Below are 26590 nucleotides of genomic sequence, written 5' to 3' on the forward strand. Positions count from 1 at the left end.
TGAAGCCATAAAATGACTATGTGACATTCATATCATATAGTCATTTTTATATTTATATATTAATAATTAACTTTTTCTAAGGATTACTTTCTTCATTGGAATATTTATTAATTAAATCATATTTTAGTGTCCATAATTTTTCTGATAAATCAACATAGTACTTGTGAGGATTTTTAAGCCTCAAAGACTCCTCCCAGAGGGTTTCAACCTGTCCTTTGCAATACTCTCTAATTTCTTGAATACTAGGACATGAATATACACATTGCCCTTTATCAAAGATTTTCACTTGTAATTCTTTTACATAATAGTCTGTTAAAACAGTTTTCTTCCATGTATGAACAGGGTGAAAAAGAATATATGGCTTACTTTCATCTACAACTTCATCCCTTAAGGTAAGTAAATCACCTACTGCTTTATTAGTTTTCTTATGATAAAACCTATACAATTTTTTAAAACCAGGATTAGTTACCTTTTCTGGATTTTCACTTAATTTTATTTTAGACTCTAATTTATTTCCATTTTCTATAGCTACTAACTTATATACTCCTCCAAATACAGGATTAGATTTAGAAGTTATTAGATTTTCTCCCACTCCAAAGATATCTATCTCAGCACCCTGTAGTAACAAGTCACTAATAAGGTATTCATCTAAGGAATTAGATGCAGTTATTTTACAATCTTCCATGCCAGCTTCATCTAACATTTTCCTAGCAGCCTTTGAAAGATATGCAATATCACCACTATCTAACCTAATTCCCTTTAATCTATTTCCTTCAGGCTCTAATATTTCCTTAGCAACTCTTATTGCGTTAGGTATACCACTTTTAAGAGTATTGTAGGTATCTACAAGAAGTACACTGGAAGTTGGATAAACTTCTGCATAAGCCTTGAAGGCTTCATATTCACTATGAAAGCTTTGAATCCAACTATGAGCCATGGTTCCTAGAGATGGAATTCCATATAATTCTTCTACCATTGTACATGCAGTTCCAAAACAACCTCCTATATAAGCAGCTCTTGCTCCTAATAATGCTCCATCATAACCTTGAGCTCTTCTAGAACCAAATTCTAAAACATTTCGCCCCTTAGATGCTCTAACAACTCTGCTTGCTTTAGTAGCAATTAAACTTTGATGATTTATAGTTAAAAGTAGCATAGTTTCTATTAATTGACCTTGAGGAATTGGCCCTCTAACAGTTATTATAGGCTCATTTGGAAATACCACCGTGCCCTCTGGAATGGCCCATATATCACATTGAAATTTAAACTCTCTTAAATACGCCAAAAAATCTTCAGAAAATATTCCTCTTTCCCTTAAAAAGCTTATGTCTTCTTCAGTAAAACTTAAAGTATTTATATACTCTATAAATTGTTCTAATCCAGCAATTATTACATATCCCCCATCATCAGGGATTTTTCTAAAAAACATATCAAAATATGCTATTCTATCCTTCATCCCCTTCTTTAGATATCCATTCCCCATAGTCAATTGGTAAAAATCCGTTAACATGCTTAAATTTCTCTTTATATTTACGCAATCACATACTATAGTACTCATATGTTAACAAGCTTCCTTTCCTTAGTTTTCCTCTTAACCCTTATTAAATCAAAGACTTATAACTAAAAATAAATATATTATTCTTAGTTATTTCTTAATTCTTGGATTATTATACTAAGGACTATTCTAACAAATTCTTATTTATATTGCCCTAAAGCATTACCCATCTTTTAGTAATTCTTTAATCTTGTCCATACTAAAGTCTTCATCTACTATTTTATAATACCTTCTTTTTTGGCCATTATAACTTATCATAATCTCTTTTTCATTAATCCAAGCTATATCAATTCTTATTGGACCTGTTGACCCCTCTTCCTTATATGATCCTATAATTGTCATCAAATATTCCATTCCATAATCACTACTTCTATTTTCCTTCATTTTCACATTCTTCATATAATCTATAAATTTCATTGTCTTTTCTTCTTTATATATATTCCATGATTCAGATGAATCAATTCCTCCTTTTATAGAAAAAAAGGTTACACTAGTACAATTATCCATGTTATACCTATTTATAACAAACTCTTCAAAAGTTCCCTGTTTAGGATAAATGATATATATTATCCCTATTGCTACTATGATTAATATTCCTATAAATATCTTTCTTTTCATTTCTCCTCCTATATAAAATATTGATATGTTTTAAACACTTATTTACCTTTCCATAGATAAATTTAGACGTAATTCATATGTGCTATATAAATTGTTCATACATACCTCAACACTATCCACTATATTCCTATATTGAGAATAATTATACACTATGCGGTACTTATATTCCATATAATTTATAATATAATACAAACTCATTTATTTACTAGTAATACAAATAAAATTATAATTTTTAAAATTAAGCTACCTCCTTAAACCACCCTTATCTAAAATCCATTACTTAATGGTACTTTCTATTTTTTTTCATTGAAATATTATTATAGTATAAGAATATAAATTTGAGGAGATGTATATATGAGAGTTGGAGTATTAATGGGTGGAATTTCCTTTGAGCGAGAAATATCCCTTTTATCTGGAGAAGAAATAACTAAAAACCTAAATAAAGATAAATATGAAGTAATTCCTGTGATTATAAATTCTAAAAGTGAAGTTATAGATAAGATTCAAAATTTAGATTTTGCCTTTTTAGCCTTTCATGGAGAATTTGGTGAAGATGGTACTATTCAAAGTGTTTTAGAAAGTTTAGGAGTTCCTTACTCTGGAAGCAATCCTTTAACTAGTGCTCTCTGTATGAATAAAAAGCAATCTAAGAGAATTCTTAAAGCTGAAGGTATTCCTATAGCAAATGGTATTAGTATATATAAACATGAAGGTGTAAATTTAAAAGAAATAGAAAAATTAAAATATCCTATGGTAGTTAAACCTAACAGTGGTGGTTCAAGTCTTGGAATTTCCTTAGTTTATAGTCGAGATGAGCTTAGAAGTGCTATTCTAGAAGGATTTAAGTATGGAAATGAAATAATTATAGAAGAATATATAAATGGTAGTGAGTATACTGTTCCCCTATTAAATGGTGAGACATTACCTATTCTTTCTATAATCCATAAAAGTACTTTCTTTGATTATGAATCCAAGTACAATGATACAGATACCTTAGAGGAAGTAGCCATTCTTCCTGAATCCCTTCAAAATGAAATCAATGAAATATCAAAAAAATGTTATAGGCTCTTTGACTGTAAAGCCTATGCAAGAGTGGATATAATGGTGAGTAATAACAAACCCTATGTAATAGAGCTAAACACTTTACCTGGTATGACTAAAAATTCTCTATTTCCTAAAAGCGCAAAAGCTGCCAACATGGAATATTCAACTTTACTAGATAAGATTATTGAATTTTCATTAATATAATAATATAAGAGATGAGCCAATTGGCTCACCTCTTATATTCTATCTCTTAATAAGTCAATTCTTAAAATTAATCTCCTACTCCAAAATCTGTATTTTCAAATAACACTTCAATTTTACTAACATCCTTAAGAAATTTATATTCTCTTTCAAACCAACTTATTAATTCTTCATCTCTCTTAATATTCGTTGTATTTTCTGTAAAAATATTTATTGTCCCATAATCAAAGTGATTTAACACTATATCAATATCTTCTTTAATCATTTCTTTGTTTTGTCCTTTTATACCTACCATTAAGCATACTGAGCTAAAATACTTTCTAACTTCCTTATAATCTTTAAATCTAGCATTTTTATTTAACACTAAATTTCTAAAATTATTATCAAAACTTTCAACTCCAATTTTAAAAACAATTTCAATACCAAAGAAATCTCTTATTTCTTGCAACATATTTCTATAGCACCAATGGCTTTCTAAAAACATCTTTTTTATATTCTTTTCTCTTATTACTTGTCTAATATTTTCTAAGGTTTCTTTAGGCAATTCAAAGCAACTTCCTGAATTAATTACTTCTAAGGTACCATATGTTCCCTTTACTTCCTTTAGCACCAACTTATTAATATCATTGATTTCTGAAGAATCTGTTGAATTATCCTCTATATAATCACAAAATGTACACTTCCCCCAAACACATGGAAAAGCCTTTAGTAGTACTATTTCTCTTTTATTTTTTCCTGTTATTATATTATATCTATCCATACTATTCATTTCCAACAATCTTACTTTTTATATCTACTGGTAGCATTTTAATAATTGTAAATACTAATCCAAAACTCACAACTTTATCTAATAAATCTGTAAAAATCTGAGTTGAAAAAACTGCTGTAATAATACTAATTCCTGAATTTTTAAGTATTGCAACTAAAATACTTGAACCTGAAGAAGTTACCCCTTGAAAAACAAAGGAAGCAATAACTGCTGCCGTTGCTGAACCTAAAACAGTAATTAATAGTATCCTTAAAATTAACTTTAAAACTCCAATTTTCATATCTTTAAAAAACATTCCTGTACTTATTCCCACCACTAATTGTACTGGTAAAAAATAAAAAGATATTGGATCAAAGGTTATACCATTAATAATTGATGATAATCCTCCAACCATAGCTCCACTTACTGGTCCAAATAGTATTGAAACTAAAATAGTTCCTATGGTATCAATGTAAATTGGAAGTTTTAATGACAATGCAATAAATCCTCCTACTAAATTTATAGCTACTGCCAAACCCATAAATATAATTCTCTTATTCTTTTTACTGTTCATACTTTTAACCTCTCTATTCTCAATTTAATCCGTATTTAGAATTATTTAAAACTGAGATAATATCCTCTTTGTGATTTGGAAAAATTCTTGTTAGAAACATTTCCATAAAGCTCTTTGAATTTACTTCCGTTAACACTAAACAATTTGGTTTTTCCCTATAAAAGTTTCCTTCATCAACCAGTGTCATTCCTATGGCTTTTCCTCCTGTAACTACATCCACAAAATATTCTTTCCCAGAGCACAATTCAGGATTAATAAAATATGCCACTGCTAGTGGATCATTAATTACACATCCTAAGGTTCTTTCTTGGTTCCAATGAAAGTCCACATAAAATTTAGTTATCTTTACAATTAGCTCTCCAAGAGGTTCATTAAACTGCCTTATCATCTCAATATAATTGGGAGTTAAAACACATTGTCTAGTAACATCTAATCCCACCATGGTAATCTTCCTTTTTAATTCCTTAAAGACTTTTTCTACACCATGAGGGTCAACCCAGAAATTAAACTCTGCTACTTGAGAACAATTCCCAAAGCTCTTAAAAGCTCCTCCCATAAGAACTAACTCCTTCATCTTTCTTGTAACTTCACAATCTTTTTCTAAAGCTTTTGCTATATTAGTTAAAGGACCCAATGCGATAATTGTGATATCCTCTGATTTTAACTCATCTAGAATAAAATTTACTGCACCTTCTTTATAGGTTACCTCCTCTACCCTTGGTAAGAAACTTTCTCCAAGTCCATCACTTCCATGGGTATCCTCTGCAGTAATTAATTTTCTTTCCATAGGGTCGCATTCTCCAAGATACACTGGTATATCTAACCTATTCAGTTCTTTAAGAATTTTTAATGCATTTTCTGCCCCTTTTTTTCCATGGACGTTCCCCGATACTATAGTTATTCCTTTAACATCTATCTCCTCTGATTTTAGTGCAAGGATTATAGCCAATGAATCATCAATTCCTGGATCACAATCTATTATTACTTTTCTCTTGTCCATCTTTTCTCTTCCTTTCTTAATGAAACCATAAAAAAATGCCTTGAGCTCCATCCCAAGGCATAAAAAATACAACCTAAAAAAGGTCGCACTAAGGGTATAGCACGACCATATAAGTCTTATTCCCTAGTTTTTTATAGAGGGATGGTTACGAACCTCTCCCACAGAATTCTGTGGATTTTTTATTAAATTCTTAATTTAACATATCATATTTTATACTTCATATCAACCGCTTATCTATAATTATGTATATTCTTATTTAAAGAGCATAACCACTAATCCTTGAACTATACCTATTGCAGCTCCTAAGATAAAGCCCAAAACTTCAATATGTTTTAATTCCTTTTTAGCTACATTTATAATAATTCTTTCAAGTTCTTGTAAATCCAACTCATTTATTTTTTCTTCAACCATTTCTTTAATATCTACTTTATCTTTGATATGATTAACAGCTTCACTTTCCATTTCCTTTAAAGCCTCATCAACTTCTTCCTCTATAATGTTATTAATTGGCCCTTGAACCATGATCCTAAAGGGTGCTGGCACAAAATCCATCTTTCCTGCCACTAAATTTCTTATTTTATTTTTAACTAACTGACTAAATATAACCTTATCCTCTTCTGTGATTGCATTTTTTATTATATCATCAATTGACAATAATTCCTTTGCCACCACTTCTCCAATATTTTGTGCTATTTCATTTTTTCTCTTTGGAATTAATCCTACTATCTCTAAATTTATTAATGGGATTTTAATTGGATTAATTGGTCTAAACATAAGCTTTATAGCTAATATGTTTGTTACCCATCCAATAACCCCTCCTACTACTGCTAATAAAAATACAATAACTAAACTATTCATGATGTCCTCCTAAGTATTTCAAAATTTCTATTAATATTCTACAACAATTATTCTTGTTTTTCTATTGAAACTAACTTATTTTTCTAATAAACTATTTTTAAGTGATTCTTTTGTTTGGTTTTGTAAAGATAACCAATGCAAACTTGAATCTTTTTTACTTTGTATTCTTATGATAACTTTTATAAGAATACAATTAATAAAAAAATAGGTGGTGTTAAATATGATATTTTCTACTCTAATTATTAATAGGGATGAACCTATTTATATGCAACTAGAGACACATATCATTAATGGAATAAAAAAGGGTGAATTAAAAAAAGATAGTAAACTACCTTCCACAAGAGAAGCAAGTAAGCTTTTAAACATAAGTAGAAATTCTGTCATTGCTGCCTATGAAGAACTGGAAAGCAAAGGAATAATAACTACTAAGAGGGGTGTTGGTACCTTTATTTTAATGGAGACTGAAAACACCTGTGAAGAATATAATATTAATTTTATGAATATGATTAACAATTATGCTGATACCCTTAGAAATCTTGATATTATTAAAAGTGAACTTCCCTATAAAAACAATATGATTTCCTTTAAATCTATTGCCCCTGAACCTAGTCTCTTTAATATGGATGACTTTAAAAGATCTCTCTTAGATGCTTGGACTTATGAGGAAGAAAACCTATTAAACTATGGATATGCTAAGGGCTATGCCCCTTTAATCCAATATTTTCTTCAGTATATGGAGGAAAAAAGAGTTAATACTGAAGGTAGAGATATATTAATCACTAACGGTTTTACTGAAGCCTTTGATATTATTATAGGTTCTTTAACTAAAAAAGGAGATATAATCCTTTGTGAAGAACCTACCCATAATACAGCATTAAAAATTATGAAAGCCCATGAAGTTGAAGTTATCCAGGTAAAAATGAATGAAGAAGGTATGGATTTAGAAGATTTACAAATGAAGCTTGAAAAGTATAATCCTAAATTTGGATATATAATCCCTTCTTATAATAATCCTACAGGTATTGTAACCAAAACCAAACGAAGAAAAGAAATTTATAATCTTTTTAGACAGTACTCTGTACCTATAATTGAAGATGGATTTAATGAAGAGCTTCTATACTCTAGCTCTCCCATCGATCCCATAGCATCATTAAGTGGCATGGGTAATAGTATAATCTATATTGGCAGCCTTTCTAAAATACTCTTTCCAGGCCTTAGAATTGGATGGATTTTAGCAAGTAAAGATTTAATTGATGTTTTAGAAAGTGTAAAAAGAGGTAGAACCATTCACTGTTCTTTCCTTGATCAAGCTTCCTTTTACTATTACTTAAAAAGTGGAGCCTTTAGTAGGTATGTAAAAAATGTAAGAAAATATTATAGAGATAAGTATAATCTGGTTATGGAAATGATAAATGAATACATTCCTTATGAATATGTTACTGGAGAAGGTGGCCTTCATATATTTATTAAGCTTAAAAATAATATAGATGCAAGACAACTTCTAGATATATGTTATAAGGATAATGTGCTATTTATGCCTGGTGATATCTTTTATATAAATAGTGGCAAAGGCAAGGACTGCTTTAGAATAGGCTTTGGTAGAGTAAGTGATGAAGATATCAAAGTAGGAATAAAAATAATTGGTGATAATATAAAAAAGCTAAGTAAACCACCTTATCAATAAATCCTGTACTAACTGGTTCTTGTGATTTAATGTAATTATACTAAAATAATAGTATAAGGTAAGTTTCACTTGATATAACGAAGTAAATTCTTAATGAATATAACTAAAATAGCTTACTAGAAATAATGAAAGAAATTACGAGGTGTAACAATGGAAAAAGTAATGAGACCTGTATGGGCTGAGATAAATTTAGATACAATAGCCACTAACACAAAAAATGTAAAAAAATTAATTGGAGATAAAGAGCTCATTGCTATCGTAAAAGCAGATTGCTATGGACATGGAGCTGTAGATGTTGTTCCTACCCTTTTAGATAATGGAGCCTCTAGACTCGCTGTAGCAATGCTGACAGAAGCCATAGAGCTTAGAGAAAATAATATTAATGCTCCTATAGTAATTTTAGGATATACTCCTTTATACTTAGGCGAAGAGCTAATAAATTATGATATTGAGCAAACAGTATATGATTTAGATTATGCAAATGAACTATCAAAAATAGCCTTAAGCCTTAATAAAAAAGCTAAAATCCATATTGCCATAGATACTGGTATGGGTAGAATAGGATTTCTCCCTGGTGATGATACCGTTAAAACTATAAATGAAGTTTATAACTTAGAAGGTTTAGAGGTGATTGGAATATATTCTCACTTCTCCACTTCTGATGAAAAAGACAAAACCTATGCCAATGAACAACTTTTTAAATTTAAAAAGGTTATGGCGGATTTAAAAGCTCTTGGAATTGAAATTCCGTTAAAACATATTTCTAATAGTGGAGCAATTATAGATATGCCTGAAACTTATTTAAATGGCGTGAGACCAGGCATTATACTTTATGGTTATTACCCTTCTAAAGAAGTTTCTAATGATAACCTTTCAGTAAAACCAGCTCTAACTTTGAAAGCAAAGGTAGCCCATGTAAAAGAATTGCATAAGGATATGTATATAAGTTATGGTAAAACCTTTAAAACCAATAAAAAAACTATTGTAGCTACACTACCAATAGGCTATGGAGATGGTTATCCTAGAGCATTAAGTGAAAATGCTAAGGTAATTGTAAATGGTAAATTTGCTAGTATTCTAGGTAGAATTTGTATGGATCAGTGTATGATTGATGTAACAGACATAGAAAATATAAAAACTGGTGATGAAGTTATTATTTTAGGTGGAGAAGGAGACCTAAAATTTAACGCTGATGATATGGCAGAAGCCTTAGGCACAATAAACTACGAAATTCTTTGCAGAATTAAATCCAGAATTCCTAGAGTATATATTAAGAATAAAGAAGTATTTAAAGTTAGAAATACCATATAATGAAAAAAGTCTTGTCATTTCTAAATGACAAGACTTTTTTTCATAGGTAATATATATCATGGACATTTAGTCCTTATAATTTACATATATAACATTAAACCATTTTTACCATTCTATATAAATATTGAGAAAAGTACTTTTCTTCTTTTTCAAATTTATAATCTAAGTTTTCATAGAACTTTCTTACCTTCTCATCCTTAGCTAGCAGTGAACAACCTTTATATCCTTTTTCTTTAGCTACCTTTTCTGCTAACTTCATTAGTTCTTTTCCTATTCCAAGACCTCTAACTTTTTTAGTAGTTGCTAAGTTTGCTATATATAACTCTCTATCTCCACCCTCTTTTAAGTACATTCCTAAAATAAGGTCCTTTATAAATTTTACTTTTCCTTTAATTCCTTTTATCATATGAAGTAATTCAAAACTAGTTTTTGTATCTAAATCAGATATTTCTTCACTGTTTAAAAGAATTATAGCTCCACAGGTCTTTCCATTTAGTTCTGCTACCTTTATATTTAAATATGAATATCTAGATTTCTGACTTAATACTAGCCATTGAATCCTATTTAAAATCTCCTCTTTAGTGCCCTGGCCCCAAATATGATCTGGTGTTTCCTCAGTATCATATATAAGACCAGCGATAATGGGGGCATCCACCTCCGTTGCATCTCTTAGTGTTAAGTTTTTCATAATTATCCCTCTTTCATGAAATTTTTATTTAAATTTCTTAATTCTATTATATTACTATTAGAAACATTAATTAAGGCTTTAGATCCGCAGTATTTAGTACTTTTATGCTATTATTGAATTCTTACTAATTTATACAATTGTCCTATTAGTACTTATTAATGCCTACAATAAGTATTTTCTATAATATCTACTTCTCACTTCATTCTCTTAATTACAAACTCTTTACTAGTATTAGTATGAGGGCATGTTTAAAAGTAAAAGTTATTTTATTACTGTATTTACTTTTTCAACTACTATGGTATAATATTTATGTATATATGTAATAATAGATATATTGAATATTATTATATTTAAAATAAATTAATGCAAAGAAAGAGGTTGAGTCGAATTGTGTAAAATGGTAGTTCTTGTAAGTGTTTTAGGTTAATAACGGGATAACTGCGCCCTTTTTTACCTAAACATTTGAATAGAATTATCTTTTACAGGATAAGACTCTTTTTTCATACTCTAAATCATATAAAATTTAAATTAGTATCACTACACTATTATTTTGTTATAGCTAATATGAGATCTAATTTTTTACTCTACTATGATTTAGAATATAATTTCACTGCATTAATTTACATGAAATTTAAGGAAAGAGCAAAGCCTCTTTCCTTTTTTTATTTTACGGAGGTATAAAGACATGAGTATATTAAATATTGAAAATATAAGCTTTAGTTTTGGAGATAAAACTATTTTTAAAAATATGTCCCTTAGATTACTAAAGGGCGAACACGCTGGTCTCGTTGGAGTTAATGGTGCTGGTAAGACTACCCTGTTTAACATCTTAACTGAAAAATTAATCTGCGATGAAGGTACTTTTACTAAAGCTTCTTCCTGTAAGATTGGATATCTTAAACAAAATTCTGATATAAACGAAAACTTAACCATAAAAGAAGTTTTAAGGGAAGCCTATAGAAATCTTTATGAATTAGAAGAAAAGATCTTACTCATAAGTAATAAGTTAGCTACCGGAGATGTAGATGACTATGATAAATTAATCAATAAATTAGGTCATCTTCAAGATAGGCTGGATTCTAGTGAATTTTATAATATTGAAAAGCATATTGAAACTATGTGTAAAGGGCTTGGTATAACTGCCCTTGGTATGGATACTCCCTTTAAAAATTTAAGTGGAGGTCAGAAAACTAAGGTTATGCTAGCAAAACTACTTCTTGAAGCTCCTGATATATTACTTTTAGATGAGCCTACTAACTATCTAGATAAAGAGCATATAGAGTGGTTATCTAAATATCTACATGACTATAAAAATTCTTTTGTGGTCATATCCCACGACACTAGCTTTTTAAACAATATTACAAATGTAATTTTCAATCTAGAGTTTTCTTCTATAAAAAGGTATATGGGAAATTATGATAACTTCTTAAAACTACAAGATGAGGAAAGAAAAAGATATATAGCTGAATATACTGCTCAACAAAAGGAAATTCAAAAGCTTCAGAACTTTATTGATAAAAATAAAGTTCGTGCTTCTACTGCAAAAATGGCTAAGGGTAGACAAAAGGCTCTTGATAAAATTGAAAAATTAGAAAAACCAAAAATAATTTCACCTAAACCTAGTTTTTCCTTTAATTTTAAAAGAACCTCTGCTTCCCTTGTGATGAAAAGCTCTAGTCTAACCATTGGCTACAGCTATCCACTTATAAAAAATCTTGATCTTACTTTAAAAAGAGGTGAAAAAATTGCCATTACAGGTTGCAATGGCATAGGTAAATCCACATTTTTAAAGACCATAATGGGAGTAATACCTCCAATAGATGGTGATATAAAACTTGGAGATTATCTGTACCCAGCTTACTTTGAGCAACAGGTTCATGGTTCAGACCATACTCCTCTTGAGGAAGTTTGGGATTCTTTTCCCCAAAAATCTCAGAGCGAAATAAGAGCAGCCCTTGGTCGTTGTGGTATTAAAAATGATCATATGAACCAAAAACTAAAAACTTTAAGTGGCGGAGAACAATCAAAGGTTAGACTTTGTAAACTTACCTTAACTCCAACAAATTGGCTTTTACTTGATGAGCCAACTAACCATTTAGATGCTATCTCTAAGGCTGAACTAAAAAAAGCTCTTATTGATTTTAAGGGTACTCTCCTTTTAGTTTGCCATGAAGTTGATTTCTATAAAGATTTAGCAACTCAGGTTTGGAATATGGAAGAGCTTTTAGTATAATAAATAAGGATCAGCTATAAATTTATAGCTGATCCTTATTTATATATCCTTATTCAGTTTTAGACTCTACTCTAATCCAAGATTCACAATAGCCTTTGCCACTCTCTTTTTCATAATACATTTCTAAATCATAACCTTCTAATTTATTATAAGTTGATGTAGGTAACCATTCAGTATGTGCCCTCTTATTTAAATCTTGAAAAGCAGTACTAACATCATCAATATCATATTCCTCCGAAGTAAAAATCGCCCAAGTAGCTGATGGAATCTCTACTATTTTATAACCTGTGGTATCACTTTTATCACTCTTTAAAGCACATATCATATATGGGAAAGTAGTTCCACCAGTTTGTCTATATTCGCATATTGCATTTACTGGACATAATTCCCCTTGATTATTTAAATTACCTGTAGATTCAGCTAATTTGTCACATTCTCCATTACTTAATACTTCATCCCAAAAATTGGGTATCTCTCTTAAATTCTCATCATAATTCGTGTCAAATATTCTTTCAATGCCATAAACTTGAAAAGCTTCTCTTGTTTCAATTCTATACTTCATTTCACTTACTCCTTTAATAGAAATTTGAAAGGATATACGTGGATATGCTTTTAGACTTATTCCCTTATTTCTTGCTGTTGTAGGAGTTATGCCATGCAAATTCTGAAATGCGCGGGCAAAAGCCTCTGGTGATTCATACCCATACTTTAGTGCAATATCGATAACCTTCATAGAGCTGTTTTGCAGTTCAAAAGCTGCCATAGTCATCCTTCTACGTCTAACATACTCTACCATTGAAATATCAGTAATAAAAGAAAACATTCTTTGAAAGTGATGCACTGAATACCCAATTTCATTAGCTACTTTCTCATAATCAATTCTATTAGTTATATTACTTTCCATATACTCAATGGCTCTATTCATTTTATCTAAAAGTTCCATATCTATCCCTCCTTTAATAAAAGTATATCAAGTTATAAAGCATTAAACCTTGCAGTTCTTGTCCTCTTCTGCAAGATTATTTAACTTTAATTATATATTACACTAAAATATATTTCTATATTATTATTTCACTTATATAGATTAACTTATATACAAAAATAAAGGTATTAACTTAATATATAAAGTCAATACCTTTATTTTTACTGATATATTTATAAGTTTAGGATAAATATATTAGGGGTTAATCAGGGGTAAATATATTATCCTAAAAACATTTCTAAATCTTCATCCACAGTTCCTATGCCTGCAATCCCAAAAGTCTCTACTAATACTTTTGCTACATTTGGTGATAAGAATCCTGGAAGTGTCGGTCCTAGATGAATATTTTTTACTCCTAAATAAAGTAATGCTAGAAGTACTATTACAGCTTTTTGCTCATACCACGCTATGTTATAAGCTATAGGAAGTTCATTCACATCATTTAGTTCAAATATTTCTTTTAATTTTAAAGCTATTACAGCTAATGAGTAAGAATCATTACACTGTCCTGCATCTAAAACCCTTGGAATTCCACCTATATCGCCAAGATTTAATTTATTATAACGATATTTAGCACATCCTGCAGTTAATATTACTGTATCTTTTGGTAATTTTTCTGCAAACTCTGTATAATAATTTCTTGATTTCATTCTTCCATCACAACCAGCCATAACAAAGAACTTCTTAATAGCACCAGATTTAACAGCTTCTACTACCTTATCTGCTAAAGCAAATACTTGTGCATGAGCAAAACCACCTACAATTTTACCCTTTTCAATTTCTTTAGGTGATGGTAATTTTTTAGCATGTTCTATAATTTCACTAAAGTCTTTAGCTTTTCCATCTTCTCTATCTTTAATATATTTAAATCCTGGATATCCAGTAGCACCTGTAGTATAAACTCTATCTGCATAACTTTCCTTTGGTGGTACTATACAATTTGTTGTAAACAGTATTGGCCCATTAAAAGGTTCAAATTCTTCATTTTGTTTCCACCAAGCATTACCATAGTTACCTACAAAATTAGAATATTTCTTAAAGAATGGATAATAGTGAGCTGGTAACATTTCACCATGAGTATAAACATCTACACCTGTATCTTTTGTTTGTTCTAAAAGTTCTTCTAAGTCCTTTAAATCATGTCCTGATATCAATATAGCAGGATTATTTCTAACTCCTATATTTACTTCAGTAATTTCTGGATTTCCATAAGCACCTGTATTGGCAGCATCTAGCATTGCCATAGTATCCACACCAAACTTACCTGTTTCTAAAGTAAGGGCAACTAGTTCATCTGCACTTAATGTATTATCTAATGTAGCTACTAATGCCTTTACCATAAAATCATAAACTTCTTCATTTTCTTTTCCTAAATTTAATGCATGTTCAGCATATGCTGCCATACCTTTTACACCATAAATAATTAATTCTCTAAGAGAACGTACATCTTCATTTTCAGTAGCTAATATTCCAACTTCAATAGCCTTTGATTTTTCTAAAAGCTCTAAATCACCTTCTACTACAAAAGTAGCAGCATCATGTAATTCTCCTAAATTTATTCCTTTATCCAGTAATTCTTTCTTAACTTCTTCTCTAAGTTCTATAGCTTCCTTTATTTTTTCAACAAATGCAGAATCATCAAAATTAGCATTTGTAATAGTCATAAATAGTCCACTTACTATAAAATGATTAGCCTTAGGAAATCTTATACCTTTCTCTAATCCTTTTTGTTGAAAAATAGCAATTCCCTTCAATGCATAAATCATTAAATCTTGTAAGTTAGCAACCTTCTCTGTCTTTCCACATACACCTCTTATTGTACAGCCTGTACCTTTTGCAGTTTCTTGACATTGATAACAAAACATACCCATTTAAAAACCTCCTTTAAAATTTTGTTTTAATTGGTTTTTTTAATCTATATTAATATAATATGTAATTTCACACTTAATTTCGGTATCTCTGGATACCATTGTTAGATATTTGTAAATTTTATGATTATTTATAGATTTATTAAAAGAGGCTTTCTCAAAATAGATTTTTCTATTTTGAGAAAACCTCTCTTGAATAACTCGTTATCCTAGACATTCTCTTAAACTTTTTAGATCAATAATTCTAAAGGAGCTTCTGTGAAAATCTATAATTCCTTCTTCCTTCATATTTATTAATTCTCTTGAAAGGGAAGGTCTAGATACTAGTATATATTCAGCTAATTCATTTCTCTTTAAAGGTATATCAAAGATAAGACTGTTATTAATACTATATTGCTGAATTAAGTATGTGCTAATTTTCTTTCTTATACTCTTTAATGAAAGAATTTCTACCTTTTCATTTAAGCTAAGAGCCTTTTTAGCTACTATTTGTAACATGTTCTGTATTAAATTTTTATGTCCCTGACACGCTTTATTACATACGCCTACAATCTTATCTGGGTGCAAAAATAGGATAGTACAATCAGTATATGCCTCTACAGTTGAAAGCCATCCATCCTTAGAAAAAGCATCTATTTCTCCAAATAAATCTCCTCTTTTTACTCTTGACATCATAACTCTATCACCATCTAAAGTTTCCTTACTAACACTTACTTCACCCTCTAAAACTACTCCTATCCCAGTTAATTTATCTTTTTCAATAGTTATTATATCTCTTTTTTTATAGGTTTTTATGCTAGACTTTAAACAACTTAATACACTCTTAAGTTCTTCTTTTTCAATATCTTTAAATAACTCAATGGTCAATAACTGATTAATCCATTTTTCATCCATAAGACTTCACCATTCCTTACTAATCCTTTATTTCTTCATTTTGTAATATAATATCACATAGCACTATAAATTGCTGTAATAAGTGTTACAAGACAAAGATTTTTTTCCTCATATGCTTAACAATTTTAAAATATAAGTTTATTAGTTTACCTAAGATTATTTAGCTTGTTAATAGCTAAATTAATCATCTTTTCATGGTCAAAAGCTAATAAGTCTGTATTTTCCATTGAAGGTTTTATATATGCTTCTCTGCTTCTACCAATGCCTTTTTTAACACTCCTTTCTAATACTAAATATTCTATTTTTATTTTTCTTTCCTCATTATAAAAAATAAGTCTGTAGGCACCTTCTTCCTGACTAGAGTATAAAAAATTTTTTTCAACTCTAAACCAAGCCACCTCTGCTGCATCATCTCCAGCCTTAGGTTTTAATTTATCATAATCTACTAATGCAACATATGAAACACTTATAATCCTATCTCGTGGATCTCTTCCTACGTCTCCAAAGGTATATAGTTGCTCTAGATAAACATCATCCACATTGGTTTCTTCTTTCAATTCCCTAAGAGCTGCAGCCTCTATATCTTCATCCATGTTCACAAATCCGCCAGGAATTGCCCACTTACCTATACAAGGATGATCTTTTCTCTTCACTAACAAGATTTGTAGTTGATTTTTTTCTTCATGCACCTTTTTCTCAGTAAATATTAAAGTATCCACTGTCACTGCAGGCTTCTTATATTTCTCAGTATTATATCTTTCTAAAAATTTTTCCAAGGTCTCACCTCTAGAATTTACTTTTTTTCTTTGAGTTGTCATAATTTACTTTTAGGCTCATTGCCTAAAAGTCACCTCCTTTAATTGTTCAATTTCTTTTACATAACGATACTCTTTTAGCTCCTTACCAATATTAATTTCTCCTAGTATCTTTGCATCATCAATAGTAGCATAGCGGATATTATATATAAATATTCTCCTAACTATTTAAAATTTCTCCTATTTAACTATTTACCTATGAAACTAGTTAAATAGTTAAATAGGTAAATAGTTGTTCTATTCATGCGGGTTTCAGGAATTTTGCTATATAAAAGCACCTGTACTAAAGGTTCATTAATTTTGAAAATAAGCCTTATCTATAATTTTCTTCTTAAAATATGCCAAATATCATTTCCTTGAAATCCACATTTACGATACATCCTTTGTGGGTTTGTCTTATTATTAATTTTTCCTGATACAGTAACAAATTTAGATTTTTCTTTAAGTATCAATAATAAAAAATTTACAAGAGCAACTCCTATTCCATACCCCCTATATTGAGGCAGTACTTGTATCCATTCCAAGGAACCTTCCATAATATCTTCATCACACTCAGCTATACCTAAAGCAATAGGCATTTCTTTTATATTATCCACCACCAAAACCCATAGACTATTATCAAAAACTTTTTCTTTAGTCCACTCTAAAACTTCCTCAGGAGTTACTCTAATATCTGTATAACATTTGCAAATTATATCTGATACTATATCCGCTTCTCTTGGTATATTCACAGTCTGAAATGAGAATCTTCTATCTAATTCTTCCTTATGAACATTTTTGAGATTATGAATAAGTTTAAAATACTTTTCATCTATAAAATTTACTGTATTAAATTTATCCATAAAGTTATCATGCAAAATCATCATTTCATAGTTGTCTTTAATTTTAGGATACATACTATATTCACTACTAAACCAATAGGTATACAGCATAGATTCATTTTCTATAATAAGATTTACAATTTCATTAATATTAACTTTAATTTCCTTTTTAAAATCAGAAGTCATCTTTATGGTTTTCCATAACGCCGTTGGCTGAAATGAGCAGGGATTTTCTAAGTACTTTTCTCTTAAAACTACTTCAAAATTCAAATTAAAAACCTCCCCAAGTAATTATCACTTTAAACCCACCTTTAAATCATAAATAAAAGCCTTAGCAAACTCTTGTTGCTCCCAATAGATCATTTTTGCTTTTGGCAAATAACAAGTACCCTTGCCAAGTACATTATCTTCTACATATTTAATAGTTTCTTCTAATGTTTGTCCTCTAACTGATCCTGTTATAAGTGATTTAACAATTAAATATGTTTTTCCACCTTCAATCATGTGTGCATCATGAAGAATTTTTCCTTCTATAGTGATAGCTTCCTCATCCTTTTGTGATTCTCTTGAAGCATTAATAATTTTCTTTATCATACTCTGAGACATATTTTGTGACTGTAACCATTGAATTATATTTTTCTCACTATTATATATAAAGCCATGAAAGTATGCACCATATATTAAAATATCCATATCAACTTTATAATCAGTACTCTTCACTAATTTTTCAACATATTTTAGAACTCTTTCAATATGTGATAAGTCATGCATTATATCCTTATTTTTATAATAAGGAGTAACAAACTCTATTAACTTTTCTTTACTTATCATTTCATTCTGTATATTTTGATCATTCACCTTTAAGTACCTCTCTTTACCATAAAACATCTATTTTAATTATATATCATAATAAAGGTTATTGTTATAATATTCTTTATTTTACATAAATTAATTTGGACGTTTAAGGCAATAATGATTTTTATATAACATAATAAAAAATATCCTATATTATTCTTTAAATAGTATAGGATACTTTTATTTTAAAAGGTAATTACCTAATGTATTCTGTTACAAGATCCGTAAAGAGTATCCCATCTAAATGATCAATCTCATGACAGAAACATTTTGTTAAGTCACCTGTACCGGTAAATGTCACTTCTTCACCTTTTTCATTTAAGGCTTGCACTATAACCTTCGCTGGTCTTTTTAGTTTTCCCCAAGTATCTGGTATACTTAAGCAACCTTCTACCACCTCTTGTTCTCCTTCTTTGTATATTATCTTTGGATTTACTAGTTTTATCAATCCTTGTCCCATATCTAACACTACTAATCTTTTTAATATTCCTATTTGTGGAGCAGCTAAGCCACCACCATTTTCTGTATTGTACATAGTATCTGCCATATCATTTAAGATTAATCTAATTCTATCATCTACCTTTTCAACCACTTTGCTTTTTTTTCTTAATATCTCATCATTTGAAAGTCTAATTTTTCTTAATGCCATTTATTCTATACCTCTACTTTACTGTAATCTTGATTTTCTTCTAATATTTTAATAAATTTTTTCTCATTTAAGATATCATTTGTTATAAATTCTCCATTATAAAATAAACTATAGGTAGTAAATGGTGTTGGTGAATTTTGAGCTTCTTCTATAGTTTCATATTTCTTAACCTGCATATTAATATTCATACTTTTAGCAATTTCCTCAACAAGAGGCACATACTTAGCTGTAAAAGGACATTGATTACTATAATAAAGTACAAATCCCATTTCATCTATTTTACCTTCCTTTGCACATGACTTAAATGAAGGTTTACTTTCTCCATCTTTAAAAGGTAAATATAACAGTTCATAATAAGGCTCTGCTCTATCTGCAATTAAGAACCCATTATGAATCAGATATTTTTTATCTGCTAAATAAGGTCTTTTTTTATCTGAAGATAGAATTACTAATCCCTTTTTTCCTTTGTTTTTACTATCTATAATACATTCATTTAATAATTTATTCGAAATCCCTTGACCCTTATATTGACCAGATACCCAAAGACAATTAATGAACATGTACTCTTCTGCAATAATAGGACTCCAAGCTTTCTCTGCAGGTATATACTCAATAAAAACTTTACCTCTTACATCACCTTTTTTGAATACCAATTCATCAGCGAATCTAGCCTTCATCCATGCTTTCTTCGATGACACTTGGCATTCACCTTTCTTATCAGCAATAGCACAGCAAATATGTTCCTTTTCAATATTTTCATTGTTTACAGTAATAATATTCAATGATTTATTCCCCTTCCCTAAAATAGTTAAATCTATTATCACTATTTAGTTTTCCAAATTTTATTTATAAAAGTTCCAACTTCCTTCCATGCCGCTTTACTTTCCGGAATTAAATCTCCTGCCATTTGAAACACATGAAACATACCTTCATAAACAGACAATTTAACTTTAACCTTTTGATTTCTTGCTCTTTCTGCCACAGTGAGGGTATCACTTAAAAGAACTTCATGGGTTCCCACTTGCATAAGCATTGGTGGAAATCCTGTAAAATCTCCATATACTGGTGATATATATGGGTTATGAGGATTATTATCTCCTACATATGCTGAATCATATAGCATATTGTTTGTAGTCTTGCCAAAAAGAGGATCAATCTCATAATTTTCTATATAACTTGTACCACTATGAGTCAAATCATTCCAAGGTGACATAACTACAATTCCTGCCGGAAGAGAAATTTCATTATCCCTTAGGTAAAGGCACAGTGCTAATGCAAGTCCTCCTCCAGCAGAATCTCCTACTACCATGATTTTCTTTGATTCATAATTTTTTTCTTCTATAAGCCATTGATAAGCAGCTATTGCATCTTCTAATGCTGCCGGAAATGGATTCTCTGGAGCTACTCTATAATCAATAGTTAAAACTTCTGTACTTTTACCTAGTTCTGAATAATTTACTGCAAATCTTCTATACACATTTTTCATGGGACCAATGTAGCCTCCACCATGAAGTTGCAGAATTACTTTTCCGTTAGATTTTTCTTCTGGCTTTAAGTATTCCATAACAAAATTATCTAACTCTATTTTTTCATATAAATATCCATTAGGACACTTCCAAGGTGGTTCTACAGGATGCTTTCTAAATTTCCCTGTTTGAATTGGTTCCCCCAAGGAAGTATCTGTAATATTATTGATTAATTCTCTAACTAAATTTCCACGAATACTAATCTTTTTCTCTTTCATCTTCTCTCTCCTAGGTATTAAATCTGCGAATTAATTCATTTTTTACGCTTCTATCCCCAAAAACTATGGTACCAATTAAAATAAGAATTGAAATTCCACTAGTTAAAATAGCTAAAAACGGTCTATCTATTAATTTTACCCAAAATAGTATCAAAGGGATAAAGCTAAAAATAGTAATAGCAATTTGATACATAAAATAACTTTGCCAATTCATGGGATTAACTATCATAAGAAGCACAATTGCTAAGTTAGCAAATAGTATCATTGCAGGAACTGCATAGTTCACAGACCATCCAATGTATCCTGTAACATTATCAATGACTACAACTAGTATTCCAGCTCCTATAGTTTGAACTAATATTTTAGAAGCCAAATTAGCATTATTCATAATGGAATAGGTAACTGTAACTCCAAAATATATAATTCCAACCACCGCAATTAAAGACCATATAACTCCTGAGTAGGTAATATAATTAATAAAACCTAAAACTACAGAAACTACAGTTAATATAAACAAAAAAATTCTTTTTATTTTGTTATATTTACCTATATCAAACTCAACATTAGGATACATTCTTGTGGATTCTTCATTCATTTCATCATACTCTAATACTCTCCTGCATAGAGGGCAAGTATGTGTTTCATCCAATATGTTTACTTGACATCTTCTACACCTTTTCATTTAATACACCATTACTTTCTATTGTTACACCAATTCCTTCTTTAGTTAAAGCTCTAAAGAAAGCTCTTTGCAAATATGTATCTCCTAACACTGAGGAAAAAGTCACTACCACTTTATCTTTATAAGAGCATACTCCACACTTCATTTTTTGTTTTTTAGATACACCTATAATAAAATGAAAGTTCTCTATGTACTCCTCAAATTCTGGGAGAACCTTTATATATCCTAAGTTAGATAGAGTCATAGTATTTCCCCTACTTATTCTTCCGTAAACCAACTGTAATGCAATATACTTAAGGACTAGTGGAGCAAATCTAACTAAAGGTTTTTTCTCGTTGGATACATTATAAGAAATAGTTTCTTCCAGCTTCTCTTTAGTTATATTTTCATCCATCTGTTTATTTACCATAAAAAGAATATCCTCAAAACTATGCTCTTTTCCATTAGATAAAAATTCTATGGCTGTTACAGCAAAGAAGTTCATAGTAGTTGTAGAATCAAAGAAAGATCTAAGATTAATAGGTAAATTAATTGATATAGGGTCTTCATTTTTTTGCTTATTTAAGTATTCCTCATAAATACACCATATCAATAACGCCAATAAGTATCTAGTTATACTTACTCCTTTTTCTTTACATTTTGATTTAAGTCCTGCTAGATCAACATAACCATGAATAACACTTACTGTATCTAGATATAGTACTTCTCCCTTTAACTGATAAGCCTTTTTAGTACTATAGGGTTTCTTAGCTAACCTCTTATAATTTTTTAAATAACTATCCTCAGTATCAAGTATACATTCACTACTGGGTCTCCTTGTAACTTTTTTAGAGGAATCCTTGATTTTAAGTAGTTCTACATAGTGATAAGTAAGTTCCTTTAAAAAGTTAATAGCACCCATTCCATCTGTAATAGCATGAAAAACCTCTAAGTTAATTCTTTTTTCATAGTAAGATACACGAAATAAAAATTGCTGATTACTACGTGGGTCTATATACTTACATGGGTAAGTAGCTTCTTTTTCTACTATGGGCATTTTTTTATTAGTTTCAAAGTAATACCAAAAAAAACCTCTTCTAAGCCTTACGTTAAATCCATCAAACCATGGAAGTACCTCTTCTAATGCTTGCTGTAAAATTTCTGGTACTACATCTCCCTTCAAAGTGACAGACACTCTAAATACATTACTTAAGTTTTCATTAGCAATGACAGGAAATATTTTTGCTGTATTATCTAATCGTCTCCACTTTGTTTGATGACTTTTTTTATTCATTTATCTTCACTCTTTCTTAACTATTGTTAATATAATAATTCCTAATTACTAATTATTATACCAAATTTAATCTATACTTTCATTAGCTTGCATCTAGCTAGTAACTTTTAAAACATTTTTATATAAAATTAACATAAAATTTAATCTAAATATATAATCAAAATTCTAATCTGCCTTTGTATTCTAGCCATATTAGTGAAAAAATATTAAAAGGTATAGAATAAAAATTCTATACCTTTTAATCAGCTTTTATTCCTACAGCTCGTCCTATAGTTCCACCTAACTTTTCCCATACATAATTATGATCCTTATCTGCCTGAGAGAAATCTCCTTTTTCCCATCTATTTAAAATGTCTAACAGTTTTTCTCTATCCTCATAATCTATCTTTTCTACAATACTTTTTAAATTTTGAATTTCTTCTTTTTCCATGGGTAATTCTCCCCAAATTTTATTATTCTCTGCAATTATCTTAGTATTAGCCATTCTATGCATTATATCATAAACATCTGCTTCTGGATAATAATCTGCTGGCTTCAATTCCTTAGAATCTTCTTTTGATATCTCTTCATTAATTGATTTTATTTCCTGTTGATTTTCTTTAGCTGTTAACTTTCCTGACTTTCTATCCATTAGATAATTTACCCCAAATACAGCAGCTATTATTACAAGAATTACTATAATAAAAATGATAACTGACTTTTTTCTAAAAAAACCCTTCATGCACTTACCCCCTTTTATCTTATATGTAAATAATTGTATCAATAACTCCATATACTTTTCAATGATTTTATAAAAAAAGCCTTATTTCTAAGGCTTAACTACTCTTATAATACCATAATAAATTAACTTTCCATCCTCCAAACTACAGTCACTGTATCTTCTACATCTATATCATCAGGCTGTAAATCAATGTTTGGAGCTCCTCCTGTAGAAATTAGATTCTTATTTATGCTATAAATATCCCTATATAATTGAATATCACTCCCACTATAATCTATACTTAGTACCTTTCCTAATCTTACCCCTGCAGCCTCTGCCATTACTTTAGCCTTTGATCTTGCATCCTCTACAGCTCTTTCCAAAAGTAAATCCTTAACTTCTGTATCATCTTTAACCTTATACCTTATAGAAAACTCAGGTGTTGCTTTGCAACCTGCAAGAGCATTAAGGACTCTAGTTAACATCATGGCATTTTGCTCAAATTCAATTCTTAAGTTATTAGTAACTTCATATCCTACAAAAACTCTCCTATAATTTCCATTTGCATCAGAAATATTTTCATACTTAGTGTCCACTCTAAAATTAGTAGTCTTTATATCTTTTTTATCAAAACCTGCACTCCTTAAGCATAATCTCAATTCATCCAAGTCTGTACTAGCAGCATTCATAGCTTCTTCATAGGTAGGTTTTAACGTAGTTAATATCATATTAATTTCTATTGTATCTGGTGGTATTGATGCTTTACCCTTTCCTTTCACACTTATAACTCTTTCTTCCATAATACCCCTCCTAATTTAATAAATTTGTATAGTATAAATTTATTAAATTAGGATTTAAATATTACTAATAGCTATTATAAAATAAATAACATGCCACAGAGAACTATTATCTGTAGCATGTTATTTAAACATTAATATATTATACTTCCATAATTATTGGGAATATAGTTGGTCGTCTTTTAGTTTCATCATATAAGAATCTCTCTATGGATCTTTTTACATTAGTCTTTAATACATACCATTCTATCTGATTATTTGCTAAAGAATTTTCAATTTCTTCTCTTGCTATATCTCTAATTTTATTGATCATATCTTCTGCTTCCTTGGCATAAACAAAACCTCTAGTTATAATATCTGGTCCTGCTAATATACTATAACTTTCCTTCTCTATAGTTACAACTACAACAACCATACCATCTTGACCTAAATACCTTCTGTCTCTTAGTACTATGTTGCCTACATCACCTACTCCTATACCATCTACAAGTACCCTTCCAGTATGAACCCTACCAGATATTCTTGCTTCATCCTCAGAAAGCTGAAGTATATCTCCAGTATTCATTATAAATATATTCTTATCTTCCATACCTAAACTTTTAGCCAGATCTTTGTGATGTTTTAAATGCCTATATTCTCCATGAACAGGCATAAAATACCTTGGATGAACTAATGAATGTATTAATTTTAACTCTTCTTGACAAGCATGCCCAGATACATGGATATCTTCTAAAGCTTCATAGATAACATCTGCGCCTTTTTTATAAAGTTCATTGATAACTTTAGATATAAGCTTATCATTCCCAGGTATAGGAGATGCTGAGATAATAAAAAGATCATCAGGCTCTAATTGAATCTTTCTATGATTTGAAAATGCTATTCTCGCAAGGCCTGCCATAGGCTCTCCTTGGCTACCTGTAGTTATTATAGTTACTTCTTCATTTCTGTAATTTCTTATGTCATCTACATTTATCATAGTTCCTTCTGGAATATGTAAATAACCTAACTCCATAGCTACAGTAGATATATTTTCCATACTTCTACCACTAAAGGCAATTTTTCTTTTGTACTTAACTGAAGCATCAGCTATTTGTTGCATTCTATGTATATTGGAGGCAAAGGTTGCAACTATCACTCTTCCAGTAGCTGTAGAAAAAATTCTATTTAAGGTCTGTCCTATAGACTTTTCTGATAAACTATGACCTTGTCTTTCTACATTAGTACTATCTGCCATTAAAAGTAATACCCCTTCTTTTCCCAATTCAGATATTCTTTCTAAATCCATAACTAAACCATCTATAGGTGTATAATCAATTTTAAAATCTCCAGTATGGACTATGTTCCCAATAGGAGTGTGTATAGCTAAAGAACAAGAATCAGCTATGCTATGGGTATTTCTTATGAATTCAACTTTAATATCTTCAAATTCTATAGTTTCTCCAGCTTCCACAGTTTTAAGGGTATATTCATTTTCTAAAAAATGTTCCTTTAGTTTATTACCTAATATACCTAAGGTTAATCTAGTTCCGTACACCGGTACATTTAGTTGCTTTAAAATATAAGGTAATGAACCAATATGATCTTCATGTCCATGAGTAAGAACAAAAGCCTTTACCCTTTCTTTATTATCAATTAAATAAGTTATATCCGGTATAATTAAGTCAACCCCATACATTTCTTCATCTGGAAAAGCTATACCACAATCTATAACTACAATGTCTTTGTCATATTCAATAGCAGTAATATTTTTACCTATTTCACCTAATCCACCCAGAGGTATTACTTTAACACATTTTTTCTCTTCCATAAAATCCCTTCCTTTAACATTAATTAATATACATTTATTATGTGTTATAGTATGAATTTAAATACTTTCACTAATTTAAATATTTTTTATAGTAAACAAAGAGACTATCCCAACTTTGAGATAGCCCTTATACTTTTTTATAGATTTGAAATACTATGTTTATTTTTTCTTCTTTAACTCATTCTTATT

25 protein-coding genes and 1 riboswitch are annotated in these 26590 nt (G+C 29.7%); of the genes, 4 read left to right on the forward strand and 21 right to left on the reverse strand.

Annotated features, from left to right (window positions below):
• Window positions 1-76 precede the first annotated feature (76 nt).
• Both ACTNBA_RS05955 and ACTNBA_RS05960 read right to left on the reverse strand, forming a co-directional pair.
• On the reverse strand, window positions 77-1558 hold the full coding sequence (locus ACTNBA_RS05955; protein WP_441073022.1) for a nicotinate phosphoribosyltransferase: 1482 nt from the start codon (window positions 1556-1558) through the stop codon (window positions 77-79).
• Between the two features lie 159 nt (window positions 1559-1717).
• Window positions 1718-2173 (reverse strand): hypothetical protein, encoded by a 456-nt coding sequence (locus tag ACTNBA_RS05960; RefSeq protein WP_441073023.1) that lies wholly within the window; start codon window positions 2171-2173, stop codon window positions 1718-1720.
• Window positions 2174-2527: 354 nt separating this feature from the next.
• Between ACTNBA_RS05960 and ACTNBA_RS05965 the strand changes: the two genes are divergently transcribed.
• Window positions 2528-3421, forward strand: coding sequence for a D-alanine--D-alanine ligase (locus tag ACTNBA_RS05965; RefSeq protein ID WP_441073024.1), 894 nt, complete (start codon window positions 2528-2530; stop codon window positions 3419-3421).
• 67 nt (window positions 3422-3488) lie between these two features.
• On the opposite strand, the gene ACTNBA_RS05970 is transcribed toward ACTNBA_RS05965, so the two are convergent.
• From ACTNBA_RS05970 to ACTNBA_RS05985, 4 genes are all read right to left on the reverse strand, one after another.
• Window positions 3489-4178, reverse strand: coding sequence for a radical SAM protein (locus tag ACTNBA_RS05970; protein ID WP_441073025.1), 690 nt, complete (start codon window positions 4176-4178; stop codon window positions 3489-3491).
• A gap of 1 nt (window position 4179) precedes the next feature.
• Window positions 4180-4740, reverse strand: a complete 561-nt coding sequence (locus ACTNBA_RS05975; RefSeq protein WP_441073026.1) for an ECF transporter S component — start codon at window positions 4738-4740, stop codon at window positions 4180-4182.
• Window positions 4741-4759: 19 nt separating this feature from the next.
• Window positions 4760-5740, reverse strand: coding sequence for a nucleoside hydrolase (locus tag ACTNBA_RS05980; RefSeq protein WP_441073027.1), 981 nt, complete (start codon window positions 5738-5740; stop codon window positions 4760-4762).
• Between the two features lie 117 nt (window positions 5741-5857).
• A riboswitch (PreQ1 riboswitch) is annotated at window positions 5858-5902 on the reverse strand.
• Window positions 5903-5992: 90 nt separating this feature from the next.
• Window positions 5993-6598 (reverse strand): DUF445 domain-containing protein, encoded by a 606-nt coding sequence (locus tag ACTNBA_RS05985; protein WP_346848022.1) that lies wholly within the window; start codon window positions 6596-6598, stop codon window positions 5993-5995.
• Between the two features lie 220 nt (window positions 6599-6818).
• On the opposite strand from ACTNBA_RS05985, the gene ACTNBA_RS05990 reads away from it, so the two are divergent.
• The gene (locus tag ACTNBA_RS05990; protein ID WP_441073028.1) at window positions 6819-8282 is read left to right on the forward strand and encodes an aminotransferase-like domain-containing protein; all 1464 of its coding nucleotides are present in this window, start codon (window positions 6819-6821) and stop codon (window positions 8280-8282) included.
• A 150-nt stretch (window positions 8283-8432) separates the two neighbouring features.
• Window positions 8433-9593 carry an alanine racemase gene (alr, locus tag ACTNBA_RS05995; protein ID WP_441073029.1) on the forward strand — a complete coding sequence of 387 codons (1161 nt, stop codon included), beginning with the start codon at window positions 8433-8435 and terminating at the stop codon, window positions 9591-9593.
• A gap of 94 nt (window positions 9594-9687) precedes the next feature.
• Here alr and ACTNBA_RS06000 read toward each other — a convergent pair whose 3' ends face one another.
• Window positions 9688-10281, reverse strand: a complete 594-nt coding sequence (locus tag ACTNBA_RS06000) for a GNAT family N-acetyltransferase (RefSeq protein WP_441073030.1) — start codon at window positions 10279-10281, stop codon at window positions 9688-9690.
• 685 nt (window positions 10282-10966) lie between these two features.
• Here ACTNBA_RS06000 and ACTNBA_RS06005 point away from each other — a divergent pair.
• Window positions 10967-12514 carry an ABC-F family ATP-binding cassette domain-containing protein gene (locus ACTNBA_RS06005; RefSeq protein ID WP_441073031.1) on the forward strand — a complete coding sequence of 516 codons (1548 nt, stop codon included), beginning with the start codon at window positions 10967-10969 and terminating at the stop codon, window positions 12512-12514.
• A gap of 49 nt (window positions 12515-12563) precedes the next feature.
• Here the strand turns inward: ACTNBA_RS06005 and ACTNBA_RS06010 are convergent, their stop codons facing one another.
• The 14 genes from ACTNBA_RS06010 to ACTNBA_RS06075 form a co-directional block, all read right to left on the reverse strand.
• Complete coding sequence (locus ACTNBA_RS06010; RefSeq protein ID WP_441073032.1) at window positions 12564-13457, reverse strand: AraC family transcriptional regulator; 894 nt, start codon at window positions 13455-13457, stop codon at window positions 12564-12566.
• 260 nt (window positions 13458-13717) lie between these two features.
• Entirely contained in the window at window positions 13718-15367 is a 1650-nt protein-coding gene (gene hcp, locus ACTNBA_RS06015) for a hydroxylamine reductase (protein WP_441073033.1), read from the reverse strand.
• Window positions 15368-15568: 201 nt separating this feature from the next.
• The gene (locus tag ACTNBA_RS06020) at window positions 15569-16258 is read right to left on the reverse strand and encodes a Crp/Fnr family transcriptional regulator (protein WP_441073034.1); all 690 of its coding nucleotides are present in this window, start codon (window positions 16256-16258) and stop codon (window positions 15569-15571) included.
• A 146-nt stretch (window positions 16259-16404) separates the two neighbouring features.
• Window positions 16405-17076, reverse strand: a complete 672-nt coding sequence (locus ACTNBA_RS06025) for an NUDIX domain-containing protein (RefSeq protein WP_441073035.1) — start codon at window positions 17074-17076, stop codon at window positions 16405-16407.
• A 314-nt stretch (window positions 17077-17390) separates the two neighbouring features.
• Entirely contained in the window at window positions 17391-18164 is a 774-nt protein-coding gene (locus ACTNBA_RS06030) for a GNAT family N-acetyltransferase (protein ID WP_441073036.1), read from the reverse strand.
• Window positions 18165-18188: 24 nt separating this feature from the next.
• Window positions 18189-18752: an HD domain-containing protein gene (locus ACTNBA_RS06035; protein WP_441073037.1), complete on the reverse strand. Its 564-nt coding sequence runs from the start codon at window positions 18750-18752 to the stop codon at window positions 18189-18191.
• Between the two features lie 193 nt (window positions 18753-18945).
• Window positions 18946-19398: a peptide deformylase gene (def, locus tag ACTNBA_RS06040; RefSeq protein WP_441073038.1), complete on the reverse strand. Its 453-nt coding sequence runs from the start codon at window positions 19396-19398 to the stop codon at window positions 18946-18948.
• Between the two features lie 5 nt (window positions 19399-19403).
• A complete protein-coding gene (locus tag ACTNBA_RS06045; RefSeq protein WP_441073039.1) occupies window positions 19404-20180 on the reverse strand; it encodes an N-acetyltransferase in 777 nt (258 codons plus the stop codon).
• 41 nt (window positions 20181-20221) lie between these two features.
• On the reverse strand, window positions 20222-21142 hold the full coding sequence (locus tag ACTNBA_RS06050) for an alpha/beta hydrolase (RefSeq protein ID WP_346870907.1): 921 nt from the start codon (window positions 21140-21142) through the stop codon (window positions 20222-20224).
• 10 nt (window positions 21143-21152) lie between these two features.
• Window positions 21153-21791, reverse strand: coding sequence for a DUF6320 domain-containing protein (locus tag ACTNBA_RS06055; protein WP_441073040.1), 639 nt, complete (start codon window positions 21789-21791; stop codon window positions 21153-21155).
• Between the two features lie 19 nt (window positions 21792-21810).
• Complete coding sequence (locus ACTNBA_RS06060) at window positions 21811-23097, reverse strand: transferase family protein (RefSeq protein WP_346868376.1); 1287 nt, start codon at window positions 23095-23097, stop codon at window positions 21811-21813.
• A gap of 238 nt (window positions 23098-23335) precedes the next feature.
• Complete coding sequence (locus ACTNBA_RS06065; protein WP_150843755.1) at window positions 23336-23818, reverse strand: DUF6241 domain-containing protein; 483 nt, start codon at window positions 23816-23818, stop codon at window positions 23336-23338.
• Between the two features lie 122 nt (window positions 23819-23940).
• Window positions 23941-24597 (reverse strand): SIMPL domain-containing protein, encoded by a 657-nt coding sequence (locus ACTNBA_RS06070; protein ID WP_441073041.1) that lies wholly within the window; start codon window positions 24595-24597, stop codon window positions 23941-23943.
• A gap of 139 nt (window positions 24598-24736) precedes the next feature.
• A complete protein-coding gene (locus tag ACTNBA_RS06075) occupies window positions 24737-26401 on the reverse strand; it encodes a ribonuclease J (protein ID WP_441073042.1) in 1665 nt (554 codons plus the stop codon).
• Between the last annotated feature and the right edge of the window lie 189 nt (window positions 26402-26590).

This window comes from Clostridium sulfidigenes, from assembly GCF_052067195.1.
GTDB classification, from domain to species: domain Bacteria; phylum Bacillota; class Clostridia; order Clostridiales; family Clostridiaceae; genus Clostridium_J; species Clostridium_J sulfidigenes.